At 61.1% G+C, this 25788-nt stretch carries 26 protein-coding genes; 23 read left to right on the forward strand and 3 right to left on the reverse strand.

What is annotated here, in order from left to right:
• Nucleotides 1–20: 20 nt before the first annotated feature.
• The 3 genes from BMX68_RS02595 (at nucleotide 21) to BMX68_RS02605 (ending at nucleotide 2486) form a co-directional block, all read left to right on the forward strand.
• Nucleotides 21–644, forward strand: a complete 624-nt coding sequence (locus BMX68_RS02595) for a glutathione S-transferase (RefSeq protein ID WP_017134193.1) — start codon at nucleotides 21–23, stop codon at nucleotides 642–644.
• A 133-nt stretch (nucleotides 645–777) separates the two neighbouring features.
• Nucleotides 778–1710, forward strand: coding sequence for an ABC transporter ATP-binding protein (locus BMX68_RS02600; RefSeq protein ID WP_017134192.1), 933 nt, complete (start codon nucleotides 778–780; stop codon nucleotides 1708–1710).
• A complete protein-coding gene (locus tag BMX68_RS02605) occupies nucleotides 1707–2486 on the forward strand; it encodes an ABC transporter permease (protein ID WP_017134191.1) in 780 nt (259 codons plus the stop codon). Before BMX68_RS02600 ends, BMX68_RS02605 begins: the two co-directional genes overlap by 4 nt.
• 39 nt (nucleotides 2487–2525) lie before the next feature.
• Here the strand turns inward: BMX68_RS02605 and BMX68_RS02610 are convergent, their stop codons facing one another.
• On the reverse strand, nucleotides 2526–3062 hold the full coding sequence (locus BMX68_RS02610) for a DUF2062 domain-containing protein (RefSeq protein WP_060783838.1): 537 nt from the start codon (nucleotides 3060–3062) through the stop codon (nucleotides 2526–2528).
• Between the two features lie 140 nt (nucleotides 3063–3202).
• On the opposite strand from BMX68_RS02610, the gene BMX68_RS02615 reads away from it, so the two are divergent.
• From BMX68_RS02615 to BMX68_RS02670, 12 genes are all read left to right on the forward strand, one after another.
• The gene (locus BMX68_RS02615; RefSeq protein WP_017134189.1) at nucleotides 3203–5437 is read left to right on the forward strand and encodes a DNA internalization-related competence protein ComEC/Rec2; all 2235 of its coding nucleotides are present in this window, start codon (nucleotides 3203–3205) and stop codon (nucleotides 5435–5437) included.
• Between the two features lie 99 nt (nucleotides 5438–5536).
• On the forward strand, nucleotides 5537–6172 hold the full coding sequence (gene pocA, locus BMX68_RS02620) for a flagellar polar localization protein PocA (RefSeq protein WP_017126384.1): 636 nt from the start codon (nucleotides 5537–5539) through the stop codon (nucleotides 6170–6172).
• Nucleotides 6169–6597, forward strand: coding sequence for a flagellar polar localization protein PocB (gene pocB, locus BMX68_RS02625; RefSeq protein ID WP_017134188.1), 429 nt, complete (start codon nucleotides 6169–6171; stop codon nucleotides 6595–6597). The genes pocA and pocB overlap by 4 nt, the downstream gene beginning before the upstream one ends.
• Nucleotides 6597–7607, forward strand: a complete 1011-nt coding sequence (gene lpxK / locus BMX68_RS02630) for a tetraacyldisaccharide 4'-kinase (protein ID WP_017134187.1) — start codon at nucleotides 6597–6599, stop codon at nucleotides 7605–7607. Before pocB ends, lpxK begins: the two co-directional genes overlap by 1 nt.
• Nucleotides 7608–7633: 26 nt before the next feature.
• Nucleotides 7634–7819: a Trm112 family protein gene (locus BMX68_RS02635; protein WP_010447200.1), complete on the forward strand. Its 186-nt coding sequence runs from the start codon at nucleotides 7634–7636 to the stop codon at nucleotides 7817–7819.
• The gene (kdsB, locus tag BMX68_RS02640; protein ID WP_017134186.1) at nucleotides 7816–8580 is read left to right on the forward strand and encodes a 3-deoxy-manno-octulosonate cytidylyltransferase; all 765 of its coding nucleotides are present in this window, start codon (nucleotides 7816–7818) and stop codon (nucleotides 8578–8580) included. Before BMX68_RS02635 ends, kdsB begins: the two co-directional genes overlap by 4 nt.
• Nucleotides 8580–9044, forward strand: a complete 465-nt coding sequence (locus BMX68_RS02645; RefSeq protein ID WP_017134185.1) for a low molecular weight protein-tyrosine-phosphatase — start codon at nucleotides 8580–8582, stop codon at nucleotides 9042–9044. The genes kdsB and BMX68_RS02645 overlap by 1 nt, the downstream gene beginning before the upstream one ends.
• Nucleotides 9041–10060, forward strand: a complete 1020-nt coding sequence (murB, locus tag BMX68_RS02650; RefSeq protein ID WP_017134184.1) for a UDP-N-acetylmuramate dehydrogenase — start codon at nucleotides 9041–9043, stop codon at nucleotides 10058–10060. The genes BMX68_RS02645 and murB overlap by 4 nt, the downstream gene beginning before the upstream one ends.
• Before the next feature lie 236 nt (nucleotides 10061–10296).
• On the forward strand, nucleotides 10297–10767 hold the full coding sequence (locus BMX68_RS02655) for a (2Fe-2S)-binding protein (RefSeq protein ID WP_017134183.1): 471 nt from the start codon (nucleotides 10297–10299) through the stop codon (nucleotides 10765–10767).
• On the forward strand, nucleotides 10764–13082 hold the full coding sequence (locus tag BMX68_RS02660; RefSeq protein WP_060783830.1) for a xanthine dehydrogenase family protein molybdopterin-binding subunit: 2319 nt from the start codon (nucleotides 10764–10766) through the stop codon (nucleotides 13080–13082). The genes BMX68_RS02655 and BMX68_RS02660 overlap by 4 nt, the downstream gene beginning before the upstream one ends.
• Nucleotides 13082–14068 carry an XdhC family protein gene (locus BMX68_RS02665; protein ID WP_017134180.1) on the forward strand — a complete coding sequence of 329 codons (987 nt, stop codon included), beginning with the start codon at nucleotides 13082–13084 and terminating at the stop codon, nucleotides 14066–14068. Before BMX68_RS02660 ends, BMX68_RS02665 begins: the two co-directional genes overlap by 1 nt.
• Nucleotides 14061–14675, forward strand: coding sequence for a nucleotidyltransferase family protein (locus BMX68_RS02670; protein ID WP_017134179.1), 615 nt, complete (start codon nucleotides 14061–14063; stop codon nucleotides 14673–14675). Before BMX68_RS02665 ends, BMX68_RS02670 begins: the two co-directional genes overlap by 8 nt.
• Nucleotides 14676–14879: 204 nt before the next feature.
• Here the strand turns inward: BMX68_RS02670 and rne are convergent, their stop codons facing one another.
• Nucleotides 14880–18110, reverse strand: coding sequence for a ribonuclease E (gene rne, locus BMX68_RS02675; RefSeq protein WP_176987320.1), 3231 nt, complete (start codon nucleotides 18108–18110; stop codon nucleotides 14880–14882).
• Nucleotides 18111–18820: 710 nt separating this feature from the next.
• Here rne and rluC point away from each other — a divergent pair.
• The 3 genes from rluC to BMX68_RS02690 are packed head-to-tail and all read left to right on the forward strand — an operon-like array spanning nucleotide 18821 to nucleotide 21438.
• On the forward strand, nucleotides 18821–19777 hold the full coding sequence (gene rluC / locus BMX68_RS02680) for a 23S rRNA pseudouridine(955/2504/2580) synthase RluC (RefSeq protein ID WP_017134176.1): 957 nt from the start codon (nucleotides 18821–18823) through the stop codon (nucleotides 19775–19777).
• Nucleotides 19767–20429, forward strand: a complete 663-nt coding sequence (locus BMX68_RS02685) for an HAD-IA family hydrolase (RefSeq protein ID WP_017134175.1) — start codon at nucleotides 19767–19769, stop codon at nucleotides 20427–20429. The genes rluC and BMX68_RS02685 overlap by 11 nt, the downstream gene beginning before the upstream one ends.
• A gap of 19 nt (nucleotides 20430–20448) precedes the next feature.
• Complete coding sequence (locus BMX68_RS02690) at nucleotides 20449–21438, forward strand: S49 family peptidase (RefSeq protein ID WP_017134174.1); 990 nt, start codon at nucleotides 20449–20451, stop codon at nucleotides 21436–21438.
• A gap of 64 nt (nucleotides 21439–21502) precedes the next feature.
• Here BMX68_RS02690 and BMX68_RS02695 read toward each other — a convergent pair whose 3' ends face one another.
• Entirely contained in the window at nucleotides 21503–22081 is a 579-nt protein-coding gene (locus BMX68_RS02695) for a Maf family protein (RefSeq protein ID WP_017134173.1), read from the reverse strand.
• Between the two features lie 105 nt (nucleotides 22082–22186).
• Between BMX68_RS02695 and BMX68_RS02700 the strand changes: the two genes are divergently transcribed.
• The 5 genes from BMX68_RS02700 (at nucleotide 22187) to fabG (ending at nucleotide 25759) form a co-directional block, all read left to right on the forward strand.
• Nucleotides 22187–22714, forward strand: coding sequence for a YceD family protein (locus BMX68_RS02700; protein ID WP_017134172.1), 528 nt, complete (start codon nucleotides 22187–22189; stop codon nucleotides 22712–22714).
• A gap of 13 nt (nucleotides 22715–22727) precedes the next feature.
• Nucleotides 22728–22910 (forward strand): 50S ribosomal protein L32, encoded by a 183-nt coding sequence (gene rpmF, locus BMX68_RS02705; RefSeq protein ID WP_017134171.1) that lies wholly within the window; start codon nucleotides 22728–22730, stop codon nucleotides 22908–22910.
• A 3-nt stretch (nucleotides 22911–22913) separates the two neighbouring features.
• Complete coding sequence (gene plsX / locus BMX68_RS02710) at nucleotides 22914–23924, forward strand: phosphate acyltransferase PlsX (RefSeq protein ID WP_017134170.1); 1011 nt, start codon at nucleotides 22914–22916, stop codon at nucleotides 23922–23924.
• Nucleotides 23925–24062: 138 nt separating this feature from the next.
• Entirely contained in the window at nucleotides 24063–25001 is a 939-nt protein-coding gene (gene fabD, locus BMX68_RS02715) for an ACP S-malonyltransferase (protein WP_026013437.1), read from the forward strand.
• A 17-nt stretch (nucleotides 25002–25018) separates the two neighbouring features.
• Nucleotides 25019–25759: a 3-oxoacyl-ACP reductase FabG gene (gene fabG / locus BMX68_RS02720; RefSeq protein WP_017134168.1), complete on the forward strand. Its 741-nt coding sequence runs from the start codon at nucleotides 25019–25021 to the stop codon at nucleotides 25757–25759.
• Nucleotides 25760–25788 lie beyond the last annotated feature (29 nt).

Consider the following 25788-nt stretch of genomic DNA (forward strand, 5'->3'; position numbering starts at 1 on the left):
TTATCCTACGAGAGGTTGTCATGCTGAAAATCTGGGGTCGAAAAAATTCCTCGAATGTCAGGAAGGCACTGTGGATCGCCGAAGAACTGGGCCTGTCCTACGAGGCCATTGATGCTGGCGGTGCCTTCGGGGTGGTTGGCACTGCGCAGTACCGCGAGAAAAACCCCAACGGCCTGGTACCGATGATCGAGGATGGTGATTTTGTCCTGTGGGAGTCCAATACCATCGTGCGTTATCTGGCGGCCAAGCATGCCGCCGGTTCTGCCTGGTATGCCGAGGATTTACAGGCGCGGGCAGCCGCCGAAAAATGGATGGACTGGACGACTTCCTCCTTTGCCACGCCATTTCGTGGCGTGTTCTGGGGTGTGTTGCGCACACCGACCGAACAACAGGACTGGACGGCCATCAATGCCTCGTTGCAAGCCTGTAGCGAGCTGCTGGTCATGGTCGATCAGGCTCTGGCCGAACAGCCTTACCTGTCTGGCAGTGAAATCGGCATGGGCGATATTCCCCTCGGCAGCTTTATCTATGCCTGGTTCGAAATGCCCATCGAGCGCCCGTCGTTGCCCCATTTGCGTGCCTGGTACGAGCGCCTGAAACAACGTCCGGCCTACCAGCGGGCGATCATGACAGCCTTGACTTGATACCTACTATTAATGCGGATTGCTGTACTTGTGCCGCGGCGCCAAGCACCATAGCGCAGGTACGCCGCTATTGTTTTTGAGCAGGCTTGCCCTTATCTAGAATTTTCTTCCCTTCTTGGTGCATGAATCCGATATGAGTTCCGCTCTGTCCATCCGGCAGCTAACCAAAACCTACGGCAACGGTTTCCAGGCCCTGAGTGGTATCGATCTGGATGTTGCCGAAGGTGACTTTTTCGCTCTGCTCGGCCCCAACGGTGCCGGCAAATCCACGACCATCGGCATTCTTTCCACGCTGGTCAACAAGACCAGCGGCACGGTCAATATCTTTGGCAACGACCTGGACAAATCTCCTGCGGCGCTCAAGCGCAGCATTGGCGTGGTGCCGCAGGAGTTCAACTTCAACCAGTTCGAGAAAACCTTCGATATCGTCGTGACCCAGGCCGGCTACTACGGCATTCCGGCAAAAATTGCCAAGGAACGTGCCGAACAGTACCTGACCCAGCTAGGCTTATGGGACAAGCGCGACGTGCCGTCGCGTTCGTTGTCTGGCGGCATGAAACGCCGCCTGATGATCGCCCGGGCCCTGGTCCACGAGCCGCGCCTGCTGATTCTCGACGAACCGACGGCTGGGGTGGACATCGAGCTGCGCCGTTCGATGTGGACCTTCCTCACCGAGCTGAACGAGAAAGGCATCACCATCATCCTCACCACCCATTACCTGGAAGAGGCTGAACAGCTGTGCCGTAATATCGGCATCATCGACCACGGCACCATCGTCGAAAACACCAGCATGCGGCAGTTGCTTAGTCAATTGCATGTCGAGACTTTCCTGCTTGACCTCAAGCATGCCCAGGCGGTTGCGCCGGCGTTGATCGGCTATCCGAGCAGGCTGCTCGACAGCCATACCCTGGAAGTGCAGGTCGACAAAGCCGTGGGCATTACCGCACTGTTCAGCCAATTGGCCACGCAGCAGATCGAAGTCCTCAGCCTGCGTAACAAAACCAATCGCCTTGAGGAGCTATTCGTGTCCCTGGTGGAAAAAAATCTGTCGAAGGTGGCGGTATGAGCTCGGAGCTGCGCCCTAACCTGATCGCCCTCAACACCATCGTTTACCGCGAGGTGAGGCGTTTTACCCGGATCTGGCCGCAGACACTGTTGCCCCCGGCCATCACGATGGTCCTGTACTTCGTGATCTTCGGCAACCTGATCGGTCGACAGATCGGTGATATGGGTGGCTTCACCTATATGGAGTACATTGTGCCGGGGCTGATCATGATGTCGGTGATCACCAACTCATATGGCAACGTGGTCTCGAGCTTCTTCGGCAGCAAGTTCCAGCGTTCGATCGAGGAGCTGATGGTTTCGCCCGTTTCGCCCCACACGATCCTGATCGGCTACACCCTCGGCGGTGTGCTGCGCGGGTTGATGGTGGGGATCATCGTGACCCTGCTGTCGCTGTTCTTCACCCACCTGCAGGTCCATCACCTGGGCGTGACCGTGCTGGTGGTGGTGTTGACGGCGACGATCTTCTCGCTTCTAGGCTTTATCAACGCAGTGTTTGCGCGCAACTTCGATGATATTTCGATTATCCCGACCTTTGTGCTGACGCCGCTGACCTATCTGGGCGGGGTCTTCTATTCGATCACCTTGCTGCCACCGTTCTGGCAGAGTGTGTCACTGGCCAACCCCGTGCTGCATATGGTCAATGCCTTCCGCTATGGCATTCTCGGTGTCTCGGATATTCGCATCAGCGTGGCAATCAGCTTCATGCTGGTGGCGACGATAGTGTTGTATATCGGTTGTACGCGGCTGCTGGTCAGTGGTCGGGGAATGCGTCAGTAGCTCTTCACGCTTGATCGTTTCCATGCTGGATGGGAACGATCAGCGGGGGGTAGGTTTATCCTTCCGGCGTTGTTCCCGGCGCCTCTTCCACTGGCGTGCCACCCACCAGCGCCAGTAACCCATGGTCAGGCAATAGCCCAATGCGGCCAGTACCAGCCCGAGAAGCAGCGAGCCCAGCAGGAACGGCTGCCACAGCGTCGACAATTGACTGCTGACCCAGTCCCAGCTCAGCTCGTCCGGCAGGCTGCGCGATGGCACCGCCATGATCCAGGCACCGATCTGGTAGGTGCAGTAGAAAATCGGCGGCATGGTCAGTGGATTGGTCAGCCACACCAGGCTGACCGCAATCGGCAGGTTGGCGCGCAGCGAAATTGCCAGGCACGCCGCCAGCAACATTTGCAACGGGATGGGCATCAACGCGGCAAACAGGCCGACCGCCATGGCCCGGGCCACGGAGTGACGATTGAGGTGCCAGAGGTTGGGATCGTGAAGCAGTTTGCCAAAAAATCGTAAGTGCTTGTGTTCCCGAATGCTGTTCGGATCGGGCATGTAGCGTTTGAATAAGCGACGCGGCATAAGGCTTCTCGGTCGGTTCAAGCAGGCAGTATGCCCGGATTTTACATACGGCCAATTCAGACTTTGTGACAATTAATAAAGCACTTGCCGGTTAACCGGGCTATTCCGAGAACTGGAGATCGGTTCAAGGAGTGGCGGAGATGCGCACAGGGATGTTGGCGCTGGCGGCGGGTTTGCTGATGCTGCGTTTTTTGCCGCAATTGCCGCCGGTCGGCATGCTGCTGGCACTTTCATCGCTTGGCCTGATGATGTTGCCATTTCGTCGCTATCCGGTCGCACTGTTCCTGTTCGGTTTCAGTTGGGCCTGCCTGCAGGCGCACTGGGCGTTGGCTGATCGCTTGGCGCCCGCTCTCGACGGCCAGACGCTGTGGCTCGAAGGGCGGGTTGTCGGCCTGCCACAAGGCAGTGATTCGGTACGCCGCTTCGAATTGGAAGGCGCGGTTGCCCGCCGGGATACACTGCCAAAGCTGATCCGTCTGGCCTGGCACGGCGGACCGCCGATCCAGAAGGGTGAGCGCTGGCGGCTGGCGGTCAAGCTCAAGGCTCCGGTGGGGCTGCTCAACCCCCACGGATTCGACCGTGAGGCCTGGCTGCTGGCGCAACGCATCGGCGCTACGGGAACCGTCAAGGACGGGCAATTGCTGGCGCCATCCAGCGGTTCCTGGCGCGATGCGATTCGCCAGCGATTGCTGCAGGTCGATGCCTGTGGCCAATCGGCAACCCTGGTGGCGCTGGTGCTGGGGGATGGTTCGGGGCTGTCGGCGCAGAGCTGGCGCGTCTTGCAGGAGACCGGGACCGTGCACCTGTTGGTGATTTCCGGGCAGCATATCGGGCTCTTCGCCGCGCTGGTCTATGCCTTGATCGCCGGCCTGGCGCGTTACGGTCTCTGGCCGCGGCGCTGGCCCTGGTTGCCGTGGGCCTGTGGCCTGGCCTGTGTCGCCGCTGTGGGTTACGGCCTGCTGGCCGGCTTCGGCGTGCCGGTACAGCGGGCGTGCGCGATGATCGGCCTGGTGCTGCTATGGCGCCTGCGTTATCGCCATCTGGGGGTGACCTGGCCGTTGCTGTTGGCGCTTAACCTGGTTCTATTGTTCGAACCGCTGGCCAGCTTGCGGCCAGGTTTCTGGCTGTCCTTTGCCGCCGTGGCCGTGTTGATCTTCTGCTTCAGTGGACGGCTCGGCGCCTGGCGTGTCTGGCAGAGCTGGACACGCGCGCAATGGACGATTGCCCTCGGCCTGGTGCCGTTTCTGTTGGTGCTGGGTTTGCCCATCAGTCTGAGCGGGCCGTGGGTCAATCTGATCGCTGTGCCTTGGATCAGTCTCGCGGTATTGCCGCTGGCCCTGTTCGGGACCTTGTTGTTGCCGCTGCCCTTAATTGGCGAATCGCTGTTGTGGCTGGCTGGCAGTTTGCTGGAACTGCTGTTCTTCGGGCTCGACGAGGTGGCGCTACAGGTCTCGGTCTGGTGGCCGGAAGCCATCCCGCCATGGGCCTGGCTGCTGGGCAGCCTGGGAATCCTGCTGTTGTTGCTGCCTGCCGGTGTACCGCTGCGGCCCTTGGGGTGGCCGCTGGCGGCACTGGTCGTGCTGGCGGCGCAATCGAGGGTGCCCGAAGGCCAGGCCGAAGTCTGGCAATTGGATGTCGGCCAGGGATTGGCGATTCTGGTACGGACCCGGCACCACACTCTCTTGTATGACGCGGGGCCGCGTTTCGGCGATTTCGACCTCGGCCAGCGCGTGGTACTGCCGTTCTTGCACAAGCATGGCGTGCGCAAACTCGACCTGATGCTGATCAGTCACGCCGATGCCGACCATGCCGGCGGCGCCCTGGCGGTGAGCAATGGTCTGCCGGTGGCCAGGGTGCTCAGCGGCGATGCCGAGGGGGTATCGACGCAATTGTTCGCCGAGTCGTGTATCGGCGGCGAGCGCTGGGAATGGGACGGGGTGAATTTTGCCCTTTGGCAGTGGCCTGGCGCCAGGGACAGCAACCAGCGTTCCTGTGTATTGCAGATCGAAGCGAATGGCGAGCGGTTGCTGCTGACCGGCGATATCGATATCCAGGCCGAGCAGGCGTTCCTGGAGAGTGCGCTGGCCGTCGACACCCACTGGCTGCAAGCTCCCCATCACGGCAGCCGCAGCTCTTCTTCGATGGCTTTTCTCCAGCGTCTGACGCCTCGGGCGGTGCTGATTTCGCGTGGGCATGGCAATGCGTTCGGTCATCCGCACCCGCAGGTCATGGAGCGCTACCGGGCCTTGGATATGGCGATTTATGATAGCGCGGAGCAGGGCGCCGTGCGCCTGCAACTGGGAACCTTCGGCGCAGGACGATTTGTGCGCGAGGCGCGGCGTTTCTGGCGAGCGCCGGTGCTGGCGAATCAATAACCATGGGTTATTAAAGCGCAGCAGCAGGCGACATCACGTTCTTCGGCCCGACCGACCCCCTATGTTAGAGTGGCGCACTTTTTCGAGGGGACTGTCACTGTGTGGGAATTGGTCAAATCCGGCGGCTGGATGATGCTGCCGATCATTCTGAGTTCCATCGCGGCTTTGGGCATCATTGCCGAACGACTGTGGACCCTGCGCGCCAGTCGCGTGACCCCGGAGCATCTGCTCGGGCAGGTCTGGGTCTGGATCAAGGACAAGCAACTGGACAAGGAAAAACTCAAGCAACTGCGTGCCGATTCCCCCTTGGGCGAGATCCTCGCGGCGGGCCTGGCGAACTCCAAGCACGGTCGCGAGATCATGAAGGAGTGTATCGAAGAAGCCGCTGCCCGGGTGATTCATGAGTTGGAGCGCTATATCAATGCCCTCGGCACCATTGCCGCCATGTCACCGCTGCTCGGCCTGCTGGGCACGGTGTTGGGCATGATCGATATTTTCAGTTCGTTCATGGGCTCGGGCATGACCACCAACGCAGCGGTCCTTGCCGGTGGTATCTCCAAGGCGCTGATTACCACGGCTTCGGGCCTGATCGTGGGGATTCCGGCAGTGTTCTTCCATCGTTTCCTGCAACGCCGGATCGACGAACTGGTGGTCGGCATGGAGCAACAGGCGATCAAGCTGGTGGAGGTGGTACAGGGTGACCGTGACGTGGAAATGCCCGAGGGCAGAGCGTGAAATTTCGCCGCAAGCCCCGGGAAACCATCGACATCAACCTCGCGTCGCTGATCGACGTGGTCTTCGTCCTGCTGCTGTTTTTTGTGGTGACTACCACCTTCACCCGCGAAACCCAGTTACGCGTGGAGTTGCCGCAGGCGGTCAGCGGCGCGCCGGCCGAAGATCCGCAGGCCAAGCAACTGGACATCGCCATCAGCGCCGATGGAGTCTTCACGGTGAACAACCAGCTATTGGCGAAAAATGACCTGGCGAGCCTGATGCAAGCCTTGCAGAAAGAGTCCGGTGGCGATACCCAGTTGCCGCTTTCCATCAGTGCCGATGGCAAGGCCCAGCATCAGGCCGTGATCACTGCCATGGACGCGGCCGGCAAGCTTGGCTTCAGCCATTTGCGCATGACCACTGTCGAAGCGGCACCGGTTCCCTGATGACATTCTCCGATCGTCTACTGCGCGCCTGGTACACCGGCCATCCGGCCCTGGCCTTGCTGCGTCCGCTGGAGTGGTTATATCGTCGGGTGGTCGACGCCAGGCGGGCGCGCTTTGTCGCGGGTGAAGGGGTTATCTATCAGCCGCCGGTGCCGTTGATCGTGGTCGGTAATATCACCGTCGGCGGCACCGGCAAGACTCCGATGATTCTCTGGCTGATCGAGCATTGCCGGCGTCGCGGCCTGCGCGTGGGCGTGGTCAGCCGCGGTTATGGCGCCAAGCCGCCGAGCCTGCCGTGGCGGGTGCGTTGCGACCAGAGCGCCGCGGTGGCTGGCGACGAACCGCTGTTGATCGTCCAGCGTAACGATGTGCCGCTGGTGATCGATCCGGATCGCAGCCGTGCGGTGCAGACCTTGCTGGTCACTGAAACGCTCGATTTGATCCTCTCCGATGATGGCTTGCAACATTACCGGCTGGCCCGCGACCTGGAGCTGGTGCTGATCGATGCGGCCCGTGGTCTGGGTAATGGCCGTTGCCTGCCCGCTGGGCCGTTGCGCGAGCCGCTCGAACGTCTGCAAAGCGTCGACGCGCTGCTGTACAACGGTGCCACCGAGGACCGTGACAACGGCTTTGCCTTCCGTTTGCAACCGACCGCCCTGGTCAACCTGCTGACCGGCGAGCGCCGGCCGCTCGAACATTTTGCGCCCGGACAGGCGTTGCACGCGGTGGCTGGAATTGGCAACCCGCAACGTTTCTTCAGCACCCTCGAAACGCTACACTGGCAGCCTGTGCCCCACGCCTTTGCCGATCATGCCCAGTACAGTGCGCAAGCCCTTAACTTCACGCCGTCACTGCCGCTGGTCATGACCGAAAAAGACGCGGTGAAGTGCCGGGCGTTCGCGGCCCCCGACTGGTGGTGGCTGGCGGTCGACGCGGTGCCTTCCGAGGCCTTCGCGGCCTGGTTCGACACGCAACTGTTGCGTCTGTTGCCTGATCGTCTGTTGCCCTAAACCCGTTTTTATCCAGGGAATCCCTCATGGACACCAAACTACTCGATATCCTCGCTTGCCCGATCTGCAAAGGTCCGCTCAAGCTCAGCGCCGACAAGACCGAACTGATCAGCAAGGGCGCCGGCCTGGCGTTTCCGATTCGCGACGGCATCCCGGTGATGTTGGAAAGCGAGGCCCGCACCCTGAGCACCGATGAGCGCCTGGACAAATGAGCATCCCGTTCATCGTGGTGATTCCGGCGCGTTTTTCCTCCACGCGCCTGCCGGCCAAACCGCTGCAACTGATCGCCGGCAAGCCGATGATCCAGCACACGTGGGAACAGGCGTGTAAAAGCAGCGCCCAGCGGGTGGTGGTGGCGACGGATGACGCACGGATCGTGGAAGTTTGCCAGGCCTTCGGCGCCGAAGTGTTGCTGACTCGCGAAGATCATGAGTCCGGTACCGACCGCCTGGCCGAAGTCGCCAGCCAGTTGGGGCTGGAGCCGGACGCCATCGTGGTGAATGTCCAGGGCGACGAGCCGTTGATCCCGCCGGTGGTGATCGACCAGGTCGCGGCCAACCTGGCGGCGCATACCGAAGCGCGCGTGGCTACTCTGGCCGAGTCGATCGAAGACATCGAGGCGCTGTTCAACCCCAATGTGGTCAAGGTGGTCAGCGACATCAATGGCCTGGCCCTGACCTTTAGCCGCACCACCTTGCCCTGGGCCCGGGATGACTTCGCCAAGAACCGTGAGCAGATGCCCGAAGGTGTGCCGTTCCGTCGACATATCGGCATCTATGCCTACCGCGTCGGTTTCCTGCATGACTTTGTCAACTGGGGCCCATGCTGGCTGGAAACCACGGAACGCCTGGAACAATTGCGCGCCCTGTGGCATGGCGTGCGGATCCACGTGGCCGATGCCCTGGAGGCGCCGCCCACCGGTGTCGACACGGAGCAGGATCTTGATCGCGTTCGTCGCTTGTTGGAGGCCTGATGCGGATTTTGTTTGTCTGCTTGGGCAACATCTGTCGTTCGCCCACGGCCGAAGGTGTATTGCGGCACAAGTTGCGCGAAGCTGGGCTTGCGGAGCATATCGAAGTCGACTCCGCCGGCACCGGCCAATGGCATATCGGCAAAGAGCCGGATAGCCGTAGCCTGCGCGCGGCGCGGATGCGCGGTTATGATTTGTCGGCGCAGCGCGCACGGCAGGTCAGCGCCGCGGACTTCAACCGCTTCGACCTGATCCTGGCCATGGACCAAAGCAACCTGCGACACCTCAAGCTGCTGCAACCAGCCCACGGCAGGGCTGAATTGGATCTGTTCCTGCGTCGTTACGACGGTGCGGTGGAGGAGGTGCCGGATCCATACTATGACGAAGAACACGGTTTCGAGCAGGTGCTAGACCTGATCGAACAGGCCAGCGATCGCTTGATCAGCGAACTCAAGGGGCGTCTATGAGCCTGCAATTGCAAGCCGGGATCTCCCTCAAACCCTACAACAGCTTTGGCGTCGATGTCCGCGCCCAATGGTTCGCCGAAGCCCACGGCGATGCCGACGTGATCGAGGCCCTGGCCTACGCGGCACAGCATGAATTGCCGCTGCTGGTGATCGGTGGCGGCAGCAACCTGCTGCTGACGGCGGATATCCAGGCGTTGGTATTGCGCATGAACAGCCGGGGCATTCGCCTATTGAGCGACGATGGCGTTCGGGTGGTCGTCGAGGCGCAGGCCGGCGAGCCCTGGCATCCCTTCGTGCTGTCGACCTTGGCCCAGGGCTGGTCCGGCCTGGAAAATCTCAGCTTGATTCCGGGGACGGTAGGCGCAGCACCGATGCAGAACATCGGCGCCTACGGGGTCGAGATCAAAGACGTGTTCGCTGGCCTCACCGCTCTTGATCGGCAGAGCGGCCAGTTGCGCGAATTTTCCCTGGAGGAGTGCCAGTTCGGTTATCGCGACAGCCTGTTCAAACAGGCTGGCGGGCGTTGGTTGATCCTGCGTGTGCGTTTTGCCCTGAGCCGGGTCGAGCACCTGCACCTTGGCTACGGCGCGGTGGCCGAGCGCTTGCGCGAACAGGGTCTTAGCCAGCCGAGCGCCCTGGATGTCAGTCGGGCTATATGCAGTATCCGCAGCGAGAAATTGCCCGACCCGGCAGTGCTCGGCAATGTCGGAAGCTTCTTCAAGAATCCGTTGGTATCGGCGGCCCACGCCGCCGAATTGAAGCGGATACACCCTGGGTTGGTCGGTTATCCACAGGCTGACGGACAGGTGAAGCTGGCGGCAGGTTGGTTGATCGAGGCTGCCGGTTGGAAGGGGTTTCGTGAAGACGATGCCGGTGTGCACCGCTTGCAGTCGTTGGTACTGGTCAACTATGGCACGGCCAGCGGCCAACAGTTACTTACCCTGGCCCGCAGGATCCAGGCCGATATCGCCGAGCGTTTTGCCGTTGAGCTGGAAATGGAACCGAACCTGTACTGAGGCTATGCTGATGGCTGCCATGTCATGCCAAGCCCTATGGAGTCTGACGCCATAGGGCTTTTTTGTTAATACGGCTTCCCTTGGCCGACTAACGCTGTAGATAATGCGTTCAACAACGGCCCAATGAAGTACTGACTTCATGAGAGAGCCGATTAGCCTGAGTCGATCTGCTGCCGTCCGTGCGGCGCTTGCGCAGATGGCTCGACCCCCATGACCTGAACAATGCGGGCGTGCCCATGATTACCCTGAAACTCAATGGTCAAGATCATTCCCTGGATGCTACCGAGGACATGCCGCTGCTGTGGGCGATCCGTGACGTAGCAGGTTACACCGGGACCAAATTCGGCTGCGGCATGGGCTTGTGCGGTGCTTGCACTGTACACATCGACGGCCTGCCGGCACGCTCCTGCATCACCCCGGTCGGTTCGGTGGCGGGCAAGAGCGTGAACACCATCGACGATCTGCACAGCGACCCGGTCGGCCAAACGGTCCAGCGGGCCTGGCTGGAGGGCGGGGTGGCGCAGTGCGGGTTCTGCCAGGGCGGACAGATCATGTCCGCCACCGCCTTGCTCAAGGTCAACCCCACACCCAGCGATGCACAGATCGAAGAAGCGATGCTCGGCAATATTTGTCGTTGCGGCACCTACAATCGCATCAAGACGGCCATCCATGCCGCCGCCGCGCACCTGCGGGAGGCCAAGGCATGAGCCCGTTCCTGAACGATTTCGCCCTGAGCAACCTCAGTCGGCGCGGTTTTCTCAAGGGCGTCGGGGCCACTGGCGCCCTGGTGCTGGCGGCGACCTGGGGATTGCCCGAGGCCTTTGCCGAGGGTGAGAAGAAATATGGTGCCGATGGCATGCCCAATGGCTGGATCGACGATCCCAAGGTCTATATCAGCATCGACGCCGATGGCAGCGTGACAGTAATTTGCAACCGTTCCGAGATGGGCCAGGGTGTGCGCACCAGCCTGAGCATGGTGGTGGCCGACGAACTGGAAGCCGACTGGGCGCTGGTCAAGGTCCGCCAGGCGCCGGCGGATGAAGTGCGCTTCGGCAATCAGAACACCGACGGTTCACGCAGCATGCGCCACTGGTATGAACCGATGCGGCGTTGCGGCGCCGCGGCGCGAAACATGCTCGAGCAGGCGGCGGCAGCCCAGTGGAGTGTGCCTGTAGGCGAGTGCCAGGCGCAGTTGCACCGGGTTATTCACCGCCCGAGCGGTCGCGAGCTAGGCTACGGTGCCTTGGCCGCCGCCGCTGGCGCGTTGGCGGTACCGGCTCGGGACAGCCTGAAGCTTAAGCAGCCTGAGCAGTTTCGCTATATTGGCAAGGAGTCGACACGGGCCATCGATGGCGCGGATATCGTTAATGGCCGGGCGCTATATGGCGCCGATATCCATTTCGACGGCATGCTCTACGCCACCGTGGCGCGTCCGCGAGTTTATGGCGGCAAGGTCAAGTCCTTCGATTCAGCGGCCGCACTGAAGGTGCCCGGCGTGCTCAAGGTGGTGGAGATCGAAGGCCGTGCGCTGCCTTCCGAATTCCAACCGCTGGGCGGCGTGGCGGTGATCGCCAGCCATACCTGGGCGGCAATCAAGGGGCGCGAGGCGCTGAATATCGTCTGGGACGACGGCGACAACCGCAGCTACGACTCCATCGCCTATCGTCAGGAACTAGAGGCTGCGTCGCGCAAGCCAGGTAAAGTGGTGCGCAACACCGGCAACGTCGACGAGGCGCTGAAACGTGCTACCCGTCATGTCGAAGCCGGCTACTACCTGCCACATCTATCCCAGTCGCCCATGGAGCCGATGGTCGCCATCGCCCGTTTCAATGATGGCCAGTGCGAGGCATGGGCACCGATCCAGGCGCCACAGGTCGCCCGCCAACGGGTGGCGGAGCGGTTGGGTATCGGCTTCGACCAGGTGACGGTCAATGTCACCTTGCTGGGCGGCGGTTTCGGGCGCAAGTCCCAACCGGACTACCTTATCGAGGCGGCTATTCTCGCCAAGGAAATGCCGGGGCGGGCGGTGCGAATGCAATGGACGCGCGAGGACGATATCCATTATTCCTATTTCCATACCGTGTCGGCGGAGTACCTACGCGCCAGCCTGGATCGCGATGGCATGCCGTCCGGCTGGCTGCACCGCACCGTGGCGCCCAGCATCACGGCGTTGTTCGCGCCCAACATGAACAATGAGTCGCCGTCCGAACTGGGCATGGGCTTCACCAACATGGCCTACGACATTCCCAATGTGCGCTTGGAAAACCCCGAGGCGAAGATTCATACCCGCGTGGGCTGGTACCGTTCGGTGTCGAATATTCCCCATGGCTTCGCCATCCAGAGTTTTGTCGACGAGTTGGCCCACAAGGCCGGGCAGGATCCGCTGGCGTATCAGCTCAAGCTGCTGGGGCCGGATCGCAAGATCGACCCGCGTACCCTGAGCGATCAGTGGAACTATGGCGAGTCCCCGGAGCGCTATCCGATCGATACCGCTCGCATGCGCGGCGTGCTGGAGACCGCCACCCAGGCGGCGGGCTGGGGACGCAAGTTACCCAAGGGGCGCGGGCTGGGCCTGGCGGTACACTACAGCTTCGTCACCTATGTGGCGGCGGTCCTGGAGGTCGAGGTCAAGGAGGATGGCACGTTGATTGTGCACAAGGCCGATATCGCCGTGGATTGTGGACCGCAGATCAACCCTGAGCGGATCCGTTCCCAATTCGAGGGCGCTTGTGTAATGGGCCTGGGCAACGCGGTGCTGGGGGAAATCAGCTTCAAGGAAGGCAAGGTCCAGCAGGACAACTTCCATATGTATGAGGTGGCGCGTATGCCGTTGGCGCCCAAGGAAGTGGCAATACACTTGGTCACGCCAGCCGGAGAAGTGCCTCTGGGCGGTGTTGGCGAACCGGGCGTGCCGCCGATCGCGCCGGCCTTGTGCAATGCGATCTTCGCTGCCACCGGCCAGCGGATCCGCAACTTGCCGATACGTTACCAGTTGCAAGGCTGGAACAAGGCGAAGGCCTGATGGACAGCGTCGATTTGAACGTCCTGCGCAGCGTCCTACAGTGGCGCCGTGCCGGGCAGCGAGTGGTGCTGTACAGCGTGGTCCAAACCTGGGGCAGTGCGCCTCGCCGACCGGGGGCCATGCTGGCCTTGCGGGAGGATGGGGTGGTGATCGGCTCCGTCTCGGGTGGCTGTATCGAAGACGACCTGATCGCCCGGTTGCACGATGGTCGGCTGCCTGACGACGGGCCTCCGGTGCAACTGGTGACCTACGGCGTGACCCGTGAAGAGGCGGCGCGGTTCGGCCTGCCGTGTGGCGGAACCTTGCGCCTGACCGAGGAGCGGATCGCCGATCCAGGCTGGGTCGCACAATTGCTGCGGCGTTGCGAGGCTCACGAGATCGTTACCCGTGAACTGGACCTGACCAGCGGTGCGGTGACCTTACACGAAGCGAGCACGCACGATGCCCTGATCTTCGACGGACAGACCCTGCGGGCCACCTATGGCCCCCGTTGGCGGCTGTTGTTGATCGGCGCCGGCCAGTTGTCGCGGTATGTCGCGCAAATGGCCCGGCTACTGGATTTCGAGGTGTTGGTCTGCGATCCGCGAGAGGAATTCGTTTATGGCTGGGAGGAACAGCACGGGCGCCTTGTGCCGGGCATGCCCGACGAAGCTGTGCTGAATATCGAGACCGACGAACGCACGGCCATCGTCGCCCTGACCCACGACCCGCGACTGGACGACATGGCGCTGCTCACGGCGTTAAACTCCAGGGCCTTTTATATTGGCGCACTGGGTTCGCGGGCCAACAGTCGCAAGCGTCGGGACAACCTCGCGGCGCTGGGTTTGAGCGCGGAGGCGATTGCCCGCCTGCATGGCCCGATCGGCTTGCCTATCGGCAGCTACACGCCTTCGGAGATTACCTTGTCGTTGCTGGCGCAGATTGTCGCGATCAAAAACGCTGTGGAGTTGCCACAGAAGAGACCGGAGATTGCAGTCAGTGGCTGAGCGGGTCGCGGCGATTATCCTGGCGGCGGGGCGGGGCAGTCGTTTTCGGCGGATCGCGGGAGCTGACCAGGATAAGTTGCTGGCCCCTTGTTGTGGGCGCGATGGAGTCGTTCGTCCGGTGTCGGCGCAAGTGCTGTACAGCCTGCCTGATGGGGTGGGTGAGCGTCTGGTGGTCACGACGCCTGATCGTTGTGAAGTGATCGGTCTGGCGCGTGCCCACGGCTGTCGGCTGCTGCTGCTGGACTCCGCCGGCATGGGCGAAAGTATCGCCGCCGGAGTCGCCGCAACGGCCAGTGATAGCGGTTGGCTAGTAGTGCTGGGCGATATGCCGTTTATCTTGCCGCAGACTATTACGCAAGTGTTGGAGAGCATGACAAACGATCGGATTTGCGTGCCGATGCTTGCCGGCCAATATGGTCATCCGGTGGGCTTCGGTGCCGGTTTCGGAAATGCATTGCGGGGCTTGTCCGGAGATCGTGGAGCGAAACCGCTGCTCGCGACGACCAAGCTTCATCCGGTGCCTGTCGAGGACCCTGGGATCGTCTGGGATGTCGATGTGCCCGTTTCGCTCAATTTTGTCGTTGCCGATATCAAAACTGAATGTTGATCATGTTTGTAGGCGTGCTGAGATAACTTTCGACACGACTTGTCAACGAAAATGCCTATCCGTCACTATCTGCAGGTGCTTCATAACGTCCTAACTCAAGGGATACCAGATCGATGCCTTCTCTGGCGCCGCGACGCTATCCCGAAGCCATAAAAAAGCCCCGCCTGCATCGCTGCAGGCGGGGCTTTTTAGTTACCGCTGGAGTCAGGCGAGGGGTTTAGGTTCGTGGGCTTCTTCCAGGGCTTTTGGCGCGTGCTCGATCACTTCTTCGCCGGATTGCAGGTTCTCGTCGATGGTCGGTGCAGTTGCTTCGCTTTCAGTGCTGACAACAGGCGCCGTAGCGGCTTGTGGTATAACCGGTTCGCCAGCAGCCACTTGCGCTTCCACGGCAGGGGCGATCGTTGCGCCTGCCAGTTCGGCGGCCTTGCGCGCTTCTTCTTCACGCTTGCGGCGACGTACTTCACGTGGGTCGTTCGGCGCCCGGCCATTGCTGGACACGACCACCGTCGGGGCTTCGACCGGAGTCGGCGTTGATTGTGCAGCTTCCACGAGCTCGGTGGCAGGCGGTTCGACAAGCATCGGCTCGGCGACTGGCGCTGCTTGTCGTGGTGCTTCGACAACGGCTGGTTCAGCGGACCATTCGAAGGTCGCCTGGACTTCCTGGATGGGCTCCGGGGCTTTCTCGGCTGGGGTTTCAATCACCGGGGCCGCAACCACGGGCGTTTCGACAACCGCAGCTTGGACAGTTGGTTCCGGGGTCACGGGCATTGGCAGTTCGGTGTCCACGGTCAACTCAGTCGGCGCTTGAACCACTGGCGCGGCTTCGACAACCGGAGCAACTTCCACTTTCGGTGCGCCGATCACTTCCATCGAAGCGCCAGCTTCCACCACCGGTGTTTCAACGGGCGGGGAGTGCTCTACGGTAGCAGTGGCGCGTTCAGCTTGCTGGTGAGCTTCGGCTTCAGCCGGCGCGCTGATCACGCTGCTGGCGACAGCGGCGGTCACGGCCAGGCCGGCAGCCAGTTCGTCAGTGCTGGCGTCGCCCTGATGACCTTCGCTGCCTTCTTCGGAGCCTTCGATCACATTACCGTTGGCATCACGCTGACGCTCGCGACGGTTGCTGCGACGACGCTGGCCACGGGAACGACGACGTGGACGATCGCCGCCTTCGGCGTTGTCCTGGCTGTCATCCTGCGGTTGCTCTTCGCCCCGCAACGCTTGCTCTTCTTCGCTGACCACCGTGGCCTGTCCGATACGTGGTTGGCGTTCTTCACGCGGCGCACGTGGCTGGCGCTCTTCACGCGGGGCGCGGGCCGGACGTTCTTCAGCGATAGCGGCGGCGGCACCGGCGACTGCCGGGGCGGTATCCAGCGGCTCGCGCAGTTCGCGTACACGTTCTTCACGCTCGCCACGTGGCTTGCGATCTTCACGTGGCGCACGTGGTGCGCGTTCTTCGCGGGGAGCGCGTGGAGCACGTTCCTCACGGGCTACAGCCGGAGCTTCCTCACGGGCTTCGCGGGCATCACGTGGCGCACGTTCTTCACGAGGCTCGCGTGGTACACGTTCTTCACGGGGGGCACGCTCTTCGCGTGGCTTGCGCTCCTCATCGCGGCGACCGTTACGGTTGCGGCTCTGCTGACGACCGTTACGACGCTCTTCGTTGCGGGCTGGACGCTCGGTGGCCGGTTTCTCGACCACGACCGGCGCGGCTGGCTCTTCCTTGGTGGCGAACAGGCGGACCAGCGACTTCACCAGGCCCTTGAACAGGCTTGGCTCGGCAACCGGGGCAGGGGCGGCTGCAACCGGCGCGACCACTTCGCTTGGCACCGGCGCATTAGCGCGGGCCGGGGCGGTCTTCACCGCAGCTTCCTGGCGAACCAGGGTGCGGGTCGCAGCGACCGGCTGGACTTCTTCGACTTCAGCAGCGGCGGCGATTTCGTAGCTGGATTGGTTGGTATGGGCTTCCGGGCTGTCGTCGCGCAGACGTTGCACTTCAAAGTGCGGCGTCTCAAGGTGATCGTTCGGCAGGATCACGATGCGGGCACGGGTGCGCAGTTCGATCTTGGTGATCGAGTTGCGTTTTTCGTTGAGCAGGAACGCGGCAACCGGAATCGGCACTTGGGCACGGACTTCGGCGGTGCGATCTTTCAGGGCTTCTTCCTCGATCAGGCGCAGGATCGCCAGGGACAGCGACTCGACGTCACGGATGATGCCGGTGCCGTTGCAACGCGGGCAGACGATGCCGCTGCTTTCGCCCAGGGAGGGGCGCAGGCGCTGGCGGGACATTTCCAACAGGCCGAAGCGCGAAATGCGCCCGACTTGTACGCGGGCACGATCCGCTTCCAGGCATTCACGGACCTTTTCTTCCACGGCGCGCTGGTTCTTGGCCGGGGTCATGTCGATGAAGTCGATCACGATCAGGCCGCCGATGTCGCGCAGGCGCAACTGACGGGCAATTTCTTCAGCGGCTTCGAGGTTGGTCTGCAGCGCGGTTTCTTCGATGTCGCTGCCTTTGGTGGCACGCGCCGAGTTAATGTCGATGGACACCAGGGCTTCGGTCGGATCGATCACGATGGAGCCACCGGAAGGCAGTTCGACGACACGTTGAAAAGCGGTCTCGATCTGGCTTTCGATCTGGAAGCGATTGAACAGCGGGACGCTGTCTTCGTACAGCTTGATCTTGCTGGCGTACTGCGGCATCACCTGGCGGATGAAAGTCAGGGCTTCGTCCTGGGCTTCGACGCTATCGATCAGCACTTCGCCGATGTCCTGGCGCAGGTAGTCGCGGATAGCACGGATGATCACGTTGCTTTCCTGGTAGATCAGGAAAGGGGCGGAACGATCCAGGGACGCCTCCTTGATCGCGGTCCACAGCTGCAGCAGGTAATCGAGGTCCCACTGCATTTCTTCGCTACTGCGGCCCAGGCCGGCGGTGCGCACAATCAGGCCCATGTCAGCGGGAGCCACCAGGCCGTTCAGCGCTTCACGCAGTTCGTTGCGCTCTTCGCCTTCGATACGCCGGGAAATGCCGCCAGCACGCGGGTTATTCGGCATCAGTACCAGGTAACGACCGGCCAGGCTGATGAAGGTGGTCAGGGCGGCGCCCTTGTTGCCACGTTCTTCTTTTTCAACCTGGACGATGACTTCCTGGCCTTCGCTCAGGACGTCTTTGATGTTAACGCGGCCGTCAGGGGCTTTTTTGAAGTATTCGCGGGAGATTTCTTTAAGGGGCAGGAAGCCATGGCGCTCGGAGCCGAAATCGACAAAGGCCGCCTCGAGGCTCGGTTCGATGCGAGTAATCCGGCCTTTATAGATGTTGGCCTTCTTCTGCTCGCGTGCACCGGATTCAATGTCCAGGTCGTAGAGGCGCTGGCCGTCTACCAGTGCAACCCGCAACTCTTCGGGTTGAGTTGCGTTAATCAGCATTCTTTTCATGTAGTACCGTCGGTTTCCGGGCTGCCGGAAACGGCGTTCGGCACACACGACTTCTCACGGTCGGTGTCAGGTGCGTCAGGAGTGGTTGGCCACTCCCGTGTCTAGCGAGATTTCGACCTTCAGGCGAAGTCGCGACTGACGCTTCCTGCTTGCTGTGGTGGGATAAGCACCGCTTAAGCAAAACTGAGTCAGGAGGAGGAATCAACCGCGGGTGTGGACGATATGAAGCGTCTTGAACAAGCCTAATGCTACACAGTCCGACGGTTGTGCATCTCCACCCTACACGTATCCCTGATAATTCGGGTGCTGCCGCGCGCAGAATCCGCAGCGGGTTGGCATTTACCGTGAACGCCGAAAGAGGAGTTCACGCATCATGGCTAATCAGGCGTTGTTTCCGGCACTTTAGCTTGAGCGTGTCCCGCGATTGACTGCACTTTGTGAACTGGCCGTGAATATCGGCTCGGGATGACGAGTGATTACTCAGTTTCCCGGCTCGCTTCAGGCCTCATGTCACCTGCGCTCGTTACAATCACGAACCTGCCATGTGTAGCGAAAGCCCCGTAGGACGGCCTCTCGTCCTGATGAATTGCGTTGGTCAGGCTCGGCTGTTTGCCGTTGTTCCTCTGCCCGGCCGCTTTTGGCGGCATTCGCGACTATAGCAGCAATGATTAAGTGCTTCAATTCCATAAAAAATTGTTATCATTGCCGGCATGACGACGACGACCCCCACGACCCCAGGCGTCCAACTGCTTGAGGTCTCGCCGGAATATGCCGGCCAACGCATCGACAACTTTCTTCTTGCCCGGCTCAAAGGCGTGCCCAAGACCTTGATCTACCGCATCTTGCGTAAAGGCGAAGTGCGCGTGAACAAGGGGCGGATCAAGCCCGAATACAAGTTACAGGCCGGAGATGTCGTTCGAGTGCCTCCTGTGCGCGTTCCCGAGCGCGACGAGCCCGTGCCGCTGGCCCAGGGCCTGTTGCAACGCCTGGAAGCCTCGATCGTATTCGAAGATAAGGCGCTGATCGTGATCAACAAGCCAGCCGGCATTGCCGTGCATGGCGGCAGCGGCCTGAATTTCGGTGTGATCGAAGCCTTTCGCCAGTTGCGTCCGGATGCCAAGGAACTGGAACTGGTTCACCGCCTGGATCGCGACACTTCCGGCCTGCTGATGATCGCCAAGAAACGCAGCATGTTGCGTCATTTGCATGAGCAACTGCGCGGCGATGGTGTGGACAAGCGCTATATGGCCCTGGTCCGCGGTCGCTGGGAAACGGCCCTCAAGCAAGTGCGGGCACCTTTGCTCAAGAGCAACCTGCGTTCCGGCGAGCGCATGGTCGAGGTCAACGAAGAAGGCAAGGAGGCATTGACGGTATTCAAGGTGCTGCGCCGCTTCGGTGACTTTGCGACCATGGTCGAAGCCAAGCCGGTGACTGGCCGGACCCACCAGATTCGCGTGCACACCCTGCACGCCGGCCATAGCATCGCCGGTGACAGCAAATACGGCGATGAGGGGTTCTCCAGAGAAATTCGCGACCTGGGTGGCAAGCGCCTGTTCCTGCACGCCTACATGCTGAACGTGCCGTTACCCGATGGCGGCGAGCTGAAGTTGCAGGCGCCGGTGGACGAAATGTGGACTAAGACGGTGGAGCGGTTGAGTGCGGTCTGATTACAAGCTGCTGATTTTTGATTGGGATGGCACCCTGGCCGATTCCATTGGTCGGATTGTTCAGGCGATGGGCGAGGCGGCCGAACGTTCTGGCTGGCCCAAGCGCGATGATCCGGCGGTCAAGGGGATTATCGGCCTGGGCTTGCCGGAGGCAATTGGTACCCTATATCCGGGTATTTGCGAAGCAGAGTTGGTCATGTTTCGCCAGCATTATGCCGATAGCTATATTGCGCTGGAGGCGGTGCCTTCACCATTGTTCCCGGGCGTGGTGGAGTCCATGGAGGCCTTTCGTGCCATGGGTTACCGGTTGGCCGTGGCGACCGGCAAGGCCCGTCGCGGGCTGGATCGGGTGTTGAAGGCTCATGGCTGGCTGGATTACTTCGATGTCACCCGCGCCGCCGATGAAACCGCGAGCAAGCCTCATCCGTTGATGCTGGAGGAGATTCTTGCCCACTGCGGCGTGTCGGCGTCCCAGGCGCTGATGGTGGGTGATTCGGCGTTTGATCTGCAGATGGCACGCAATGCCGGCATGGACAGCGTTGCGGTCGGCTATGGGGCCTTGTCGTTGGATGAGTTGCGAGTGTTCGAGCCGCGCCTGACGATCGATGGTTTTCCTGAATTGCAGGCCTGGCTGTGTCGTCAGGTCGATTGAGTCTATTGGGTGAGCACACATGGCAGATGAATGGAATGAACCGCCCAAGGCGAGTGCCGCCAATGGCGATGATAAAAGCTGGAAGTTGCTGGAAAAAACCCTGCTTGCCGGCGTCCAGGAGCAGCGCCGGGCGCGCCGCTGGGGGATTTTCTTCAAGCTGCTGACCTTTGCCTATCTGCTGGTCGCGCTGTTGATGTTTTCGCCATTGATGGACATGGAAAAGAGCACCGTTGGGAGTGACCGCTACAGCGCTTTGATCGAGGTGCGCGGAGTGATCGCGGACAAGGAGTCGGCCAGTGCCGACAATATCGTCGGCAGCCTGCGCACCGCGTTCGACGATCCCAAGGTCAAGGCAATCATCCTGTGCATCAACAGCCCAGGTGGCAGTCCGGTGCAATCGGGTTATGTCTATGACGAGATTCTTCGCCTGCGGGGCCAGCATCCGGATACCAAGGTCTATGCGGTGATTTCCGATATCGGTGCCTCGGGGGCGTACTACATTGCCAGCGCGGCTGATCAGATCTATGCCGACAAGGCCAGTCTGGTCGGTTCCATTGGTGTGACGGCGGCAGGTTATGGCTTTGTCGGCACCATGGAGAAGCTCGGTGTCGAGCGTCGTGCCTACTCTTCGGGCGAGCACAAATCGTTCCTTGATCCCTTTCAGCCGCAGAAAGCCGATGAAACCCGGTTCTGGCAAGGGGTGCTGGATACCACCCACAATCAGTTCATCGCCAGTGTGAAGAAGGGGCGCGGTGATCGTCTCAAAGATAAGGAGCACCCCGAGTTGTTCTCCGGACTGGTGTGGTCCGGCGAGCAGGCCTTGCCCTTGGGTCTGATAGATGGCCTGGGGAGCGCCAGTTCCGTGGCCCGCGACGTGATCGGCGAGAAGGAGTTGGTGGATTTCACGGTCCGTGAATCGGCTTTCGACCGCTTCTCGAAAAAGCTCGGAGCCAGTGTGGCTGAGCAGTTAGCCATGTGGATGGGCTTCCAGGGGCCGACCCTGCGTTAAATCCGGTAGTGGTTGCCCTGTGGCGAGCGCTTGCCACAGGGCTGTCAGACGCTGCGTGCCCGCTTTAAGGGATTTCAACGCCTTCGGCCAGCAGCATATCCACCAGTCTGATCAGTGGCAGACCGACCAGGCTGGTGGCATCGGGGCCTTCGGTGCTTTGAAACAGGCTGACGCCCAAACCTTCGGCCTTGAAGCTGCCGGCGCAGTCGTAAGGTTGATCGGCCCGCAGGTAACGCTCGATGCGCGCCGGGTCGAGTGGGCGCATGTGCACGGTAAACGGCACGCAGTCGACCTGGCAGTGGCCGCTCTGGCTATTGAGCAGCGCCAGGCCGGTGAGGAAGGTCACGCTGGCGCCGCTGGCGGCCAACAACTGCTCGCGGGCTTTGTCAAATGTGTAAGGCTTGCCGATGATGCGTCCATCGAGCACGGCCACCTGGTCCGAACCGATGATCAGGTGGCGTGGGTGGCTGGCGGACAGAGCTCGGGCCTTTTCTTCGGCCAGGCGCCTGACCAGCGCTTCGGCGGGCTCGCCGGGCTGATGGCGTTCGTCGATATCGGGCGCGCCGCAGGTGAACGGCAAGCACAGGCGGTCGAGCAATGCCCGGCGATAAAGCGAGCTGGAGGCGAGTAACAACGGCAGCATGGGCTTCTCCTGAGGATAACCGATGATTCTATCCAGAGGCGCAGCAGACGGACAGGGCTGAATTTCCTTTGACATGGGCGGGGGCATCCCTATAATGCTGCGCCTATGTTGAATGACCCGATTCCACCTCACGTTGACCCGCGCAAATTAGCCGACCGTGGCACCACCCTTCAAGGTGAGCTGTTGCTGGCTGATTTGGAGAGACTCTGCGACCCGCTTTCCGACACTGTCGGTACGGTGCAGGCCAAATTCGTTTTTGAACGAGATGAACGTAAGTCTGTGGTTATCCACAGCTTTATCGACACCGAAGTCAAGATGGTTTGTCAGCGTTGTCTTGAGCTGGTCACCCTGCCTATTCACAGCGAATGCAGTTATGCTGTGGTGAAGGAGGGTGCGAATACCCAGTCGTTACCGAAAGGTTATGACGTGCTGGAACTGGGCGAAGATCCTTTGGATCTGCAGGCGTTGATCGAGGAAGAGCTTCTGCTCGCCTTGCCCATCGTGCCTGCTCATCATCCGGAAGAATGCCAGCAGCCGGACGGGCTCCAAGAGCCTGAGCCGAGCGAGGACGAGGTAACGCGGTCCAACCCGTTCAGTGTATTGGCGCAGTTAAAGCGTGACCCAAACGTTTAGGAGTTAATCAATTATGGCTGTTCAGCAGAACAAAAAATCCCGCTCTGCCCGTGACATGCGTCGCTCCCACGATGCGCTCGAGGCTAGCACCCTGTCCGTGGAAAAGACCACCGGTGAAGTTCACCTGCGTCACCACGTATCGCCAGAAGGCGTGTACCGTGGCCGCAAAGTGACCGACAAGGGCGCTGACGAGTAAATCTTGTCCGCTCAGATCATCGCGATCGACGCAATGGGCGGGGACTTCGGTCCCCGCAGCATTGTCCAGGCTAGTATTGCCTGCCTGTGCGCAACCCCTTCGCTGCACCTGACCCTCGTCGGTCAACCCTCTCTTTTGGATGAATTGATTGCTGGCTATCCGGCTGTTGATCGCGCGCGTCTGACGATTGTTCCGGCGGCGGAGGTCATCACCATGGATGATCGGCCGTCCCAGGCGTTGCGTGGCAAACCGGATTCCTCGATGCGCGTGGCACTGCAGTTGCTGTGTGACAGCAAGGTCCAGGCGGTGGTCAGTGCTGGTAATACCGGGGCGCTGATGGCGCTGTCGCGGCATGTGCTCAAGACGTTGCCGGGCATTGATCGGCCAGCGATGGTGGCGGCAATTCCAACCCAGCGTGGTTACTGCCAGTTGCTCGACCTCGGGGCGAATGTCGACTGCAACGCCGAGCACCTGTTTCAGTTCGCCGTGATGGGCTCGGTGGCTGCTGAGGCTCTTGGCGTGGTGCAGCCGCGGGTGGCCTTGCTGAATGTCGGTACTGAAGACATCAAGGGCAATCAGCAGGTGAAACTGGCGGCCAGTCTGTTGCAGGGGGCTCGCGGGCTCAACTATATCGGCTTCGTCGAGGGGGACGGGTTGTATCGTGGCGAGGCTGATGTGGTGGTCTGCGACGGCTTTGTCGGCAATATCCTGCTCAAGTCCAGCGAAGGCCTGGCGAGCATGATCGCGGCACGGATCGAAGCGTTGTTCCGCGCCAATCTGGCCTCGCGGGTGGTCGGTGCCCTGGCTTTGCCGTTGCTGAGGCGCCTGCAAGCCGATCTGGCGCCGGCACGCCACAATGGCGCGAGTTTCCTTGGCTTACAGGGGATTGTCGTCAAGAGCCATGGCTCGGCCGGTGTCCAGGGCTTGCAGAGCGCCATCCGGCGAGCCTCAATCGAGATTCAGGAAAACCTTCCCGAGCGCTTGCATGGGCGCCTGGAGGATCTGTTGCTTTAGGCATTTTGCCTGGCTAATGCTTAAATGTGACCGCTCGGTTCAACGATCCATCCAACTGAGGCATTCAATCAAGGGTTTCTTGCCTTCCCAAGGTGGAGCCTCAACTCTCCGACGACAAGATCATTAGGGGCTCGTTTCATGTCTACCTCCCTCGCATTCGTCTTTCCAGGGCAGGGCTCACAGTCCCTCGGCATGCTGGCCGAGCTGGGCGTGCAGTACCCGCTGATCCTGGAAACCTTCGCTGAGGCCTCCGAGGCCCTGGGTTATGACCTCTGGGCGCTGACCCAGCAGGGGCCGCAAGAGCGACTCGATCAAACCGACAAGACCCAGCCGGCGATCCTCACTGCTTCGGTGGCCCTGTGGCGCTTGTGGTTGGCCAAGGGCGGCGAGCGCCCGGCGTATGTTGCCGGCCACAGCCTGGGTGAATACAGTGCGCTGGTCGCCGCCGATAGTCTGAGCCTGGTCGATGCCGTTCGTCTGGTCGAGCGTCGCGGTCAACTGATGCAACAAGCCGTGCCGGCGGGGCAGGGTGCCATGGCGGCGATCCTCGGTCTGGAAGATGCCGATGTGGTTGCCGCTTGTGCCGACTGCGCCCAGGGCGAAGTGGTTAGCGCGGTGAACTTCAACTCGCCGGGCCAGGTGGTGATTGCCGGGACCAAGGCCGCCGTCGAACGTGCCATGGAGGCCTGCAAGGCCAAGGGTGCCAAGCGCGCGTTGCCGCTGCCGGTCAGCGTGCCATCGCATTGCGAGCTGATGCGTCCGGCCGCCGAACGTTTTGCCGAATCGATTGCCGCCATCGACTGGCAGGCACCACGGATTCCGTTGGTGCAGAATGTCAGCGCGAGCGTCGCCGCTGATCTGAATACCCTCAAGCGCGATCTGCTGGAACAGCTTTATAAGCCGGTTCGCTGGGTCGAATCGGTGCAATACCTGGCCGCCCAGGGCGCGACTGAGCTGGTTGAGTGCGGTCCAGGCAAGGTCCTGGCCGGCCTGAACAAGCGTTGCGCCGATGGCGTCAACACGTCCAACCTGAATACCCCGGATGCCTTCGCCGCCACGTGTGCGGCGCTGGCCTGAAATTAGGAGAAGCCTGCATGAGTCTGCAAGGTAAAGTTGCACTGGTCACCGGCGCCAGCCGTGGTATCGGCCAAGCCATCGCCCTTGAGTTGGGTCGCCAGGGGGCCGTGGTCGTTGGTACCGCGACATCCGCCTCAGGTGCCGAGCGCATTGCCGCGACCCTCAAGGAAAATGGTATTCAAGGTACCGGCCTGGAACTCAACGTCACCAGCGACGAGTCCGTGGCCGCAGTCCTGGCCAGCATCACCGAGCAATTCGGTGTGCCGGCCATCTTGGTCAATAATGCCGGTATCACCCGCGATAACCTGATGATGCGCATGAAAGACGATGAGTGGTACGACGTGATCGATACCAACCTCAACAGTCTGTTCCGCCTGTCCAAAGGCGTTTTGCGTGGCATGACCAAGGCGCGTTGGGGGCGAATTATCAATATTGGCTCGGTTGTGGGTGCCATGGGCAACGCAGGCCAAGTAAACTACGCGGCAGCCAAGGCCGGCCTCGAAGGTTTCAGTCGCGCACTCGCGCGTGAAGTCGGTTCGCGGTCGATTACGGTAAACTCGGTTGCTCCAGGCTTCATCGACACCGATATGACTCGCGAATTGCCCGAGGCACAGCGTGAAGCCCTGCTGACGCAGATTCCGCTGGGTCGTCTGGGTCAGGCCGAGGAGATTGCGCAAGTGGTCGCTTTTCTGGCTTCGGACGGGGCAGCTTACGTGACTGGGGCTACAATCCCGGTGAACGGCGGGATGTACATGTAATTCAAATGTGACGGCTTGTTTGAAAAAAA

The sequence above is a fragment of the Pseudomonas agarici genome (assembly GCF_900109755.1).
Classification (GTDB): domain Bacteria; phylum Pseudomonadota; class Gammaproteobacteria; order Pseudomonadales; family Pseudomonadaceae; genus Aquipseudomonas; species Aquipseudomonas agarici.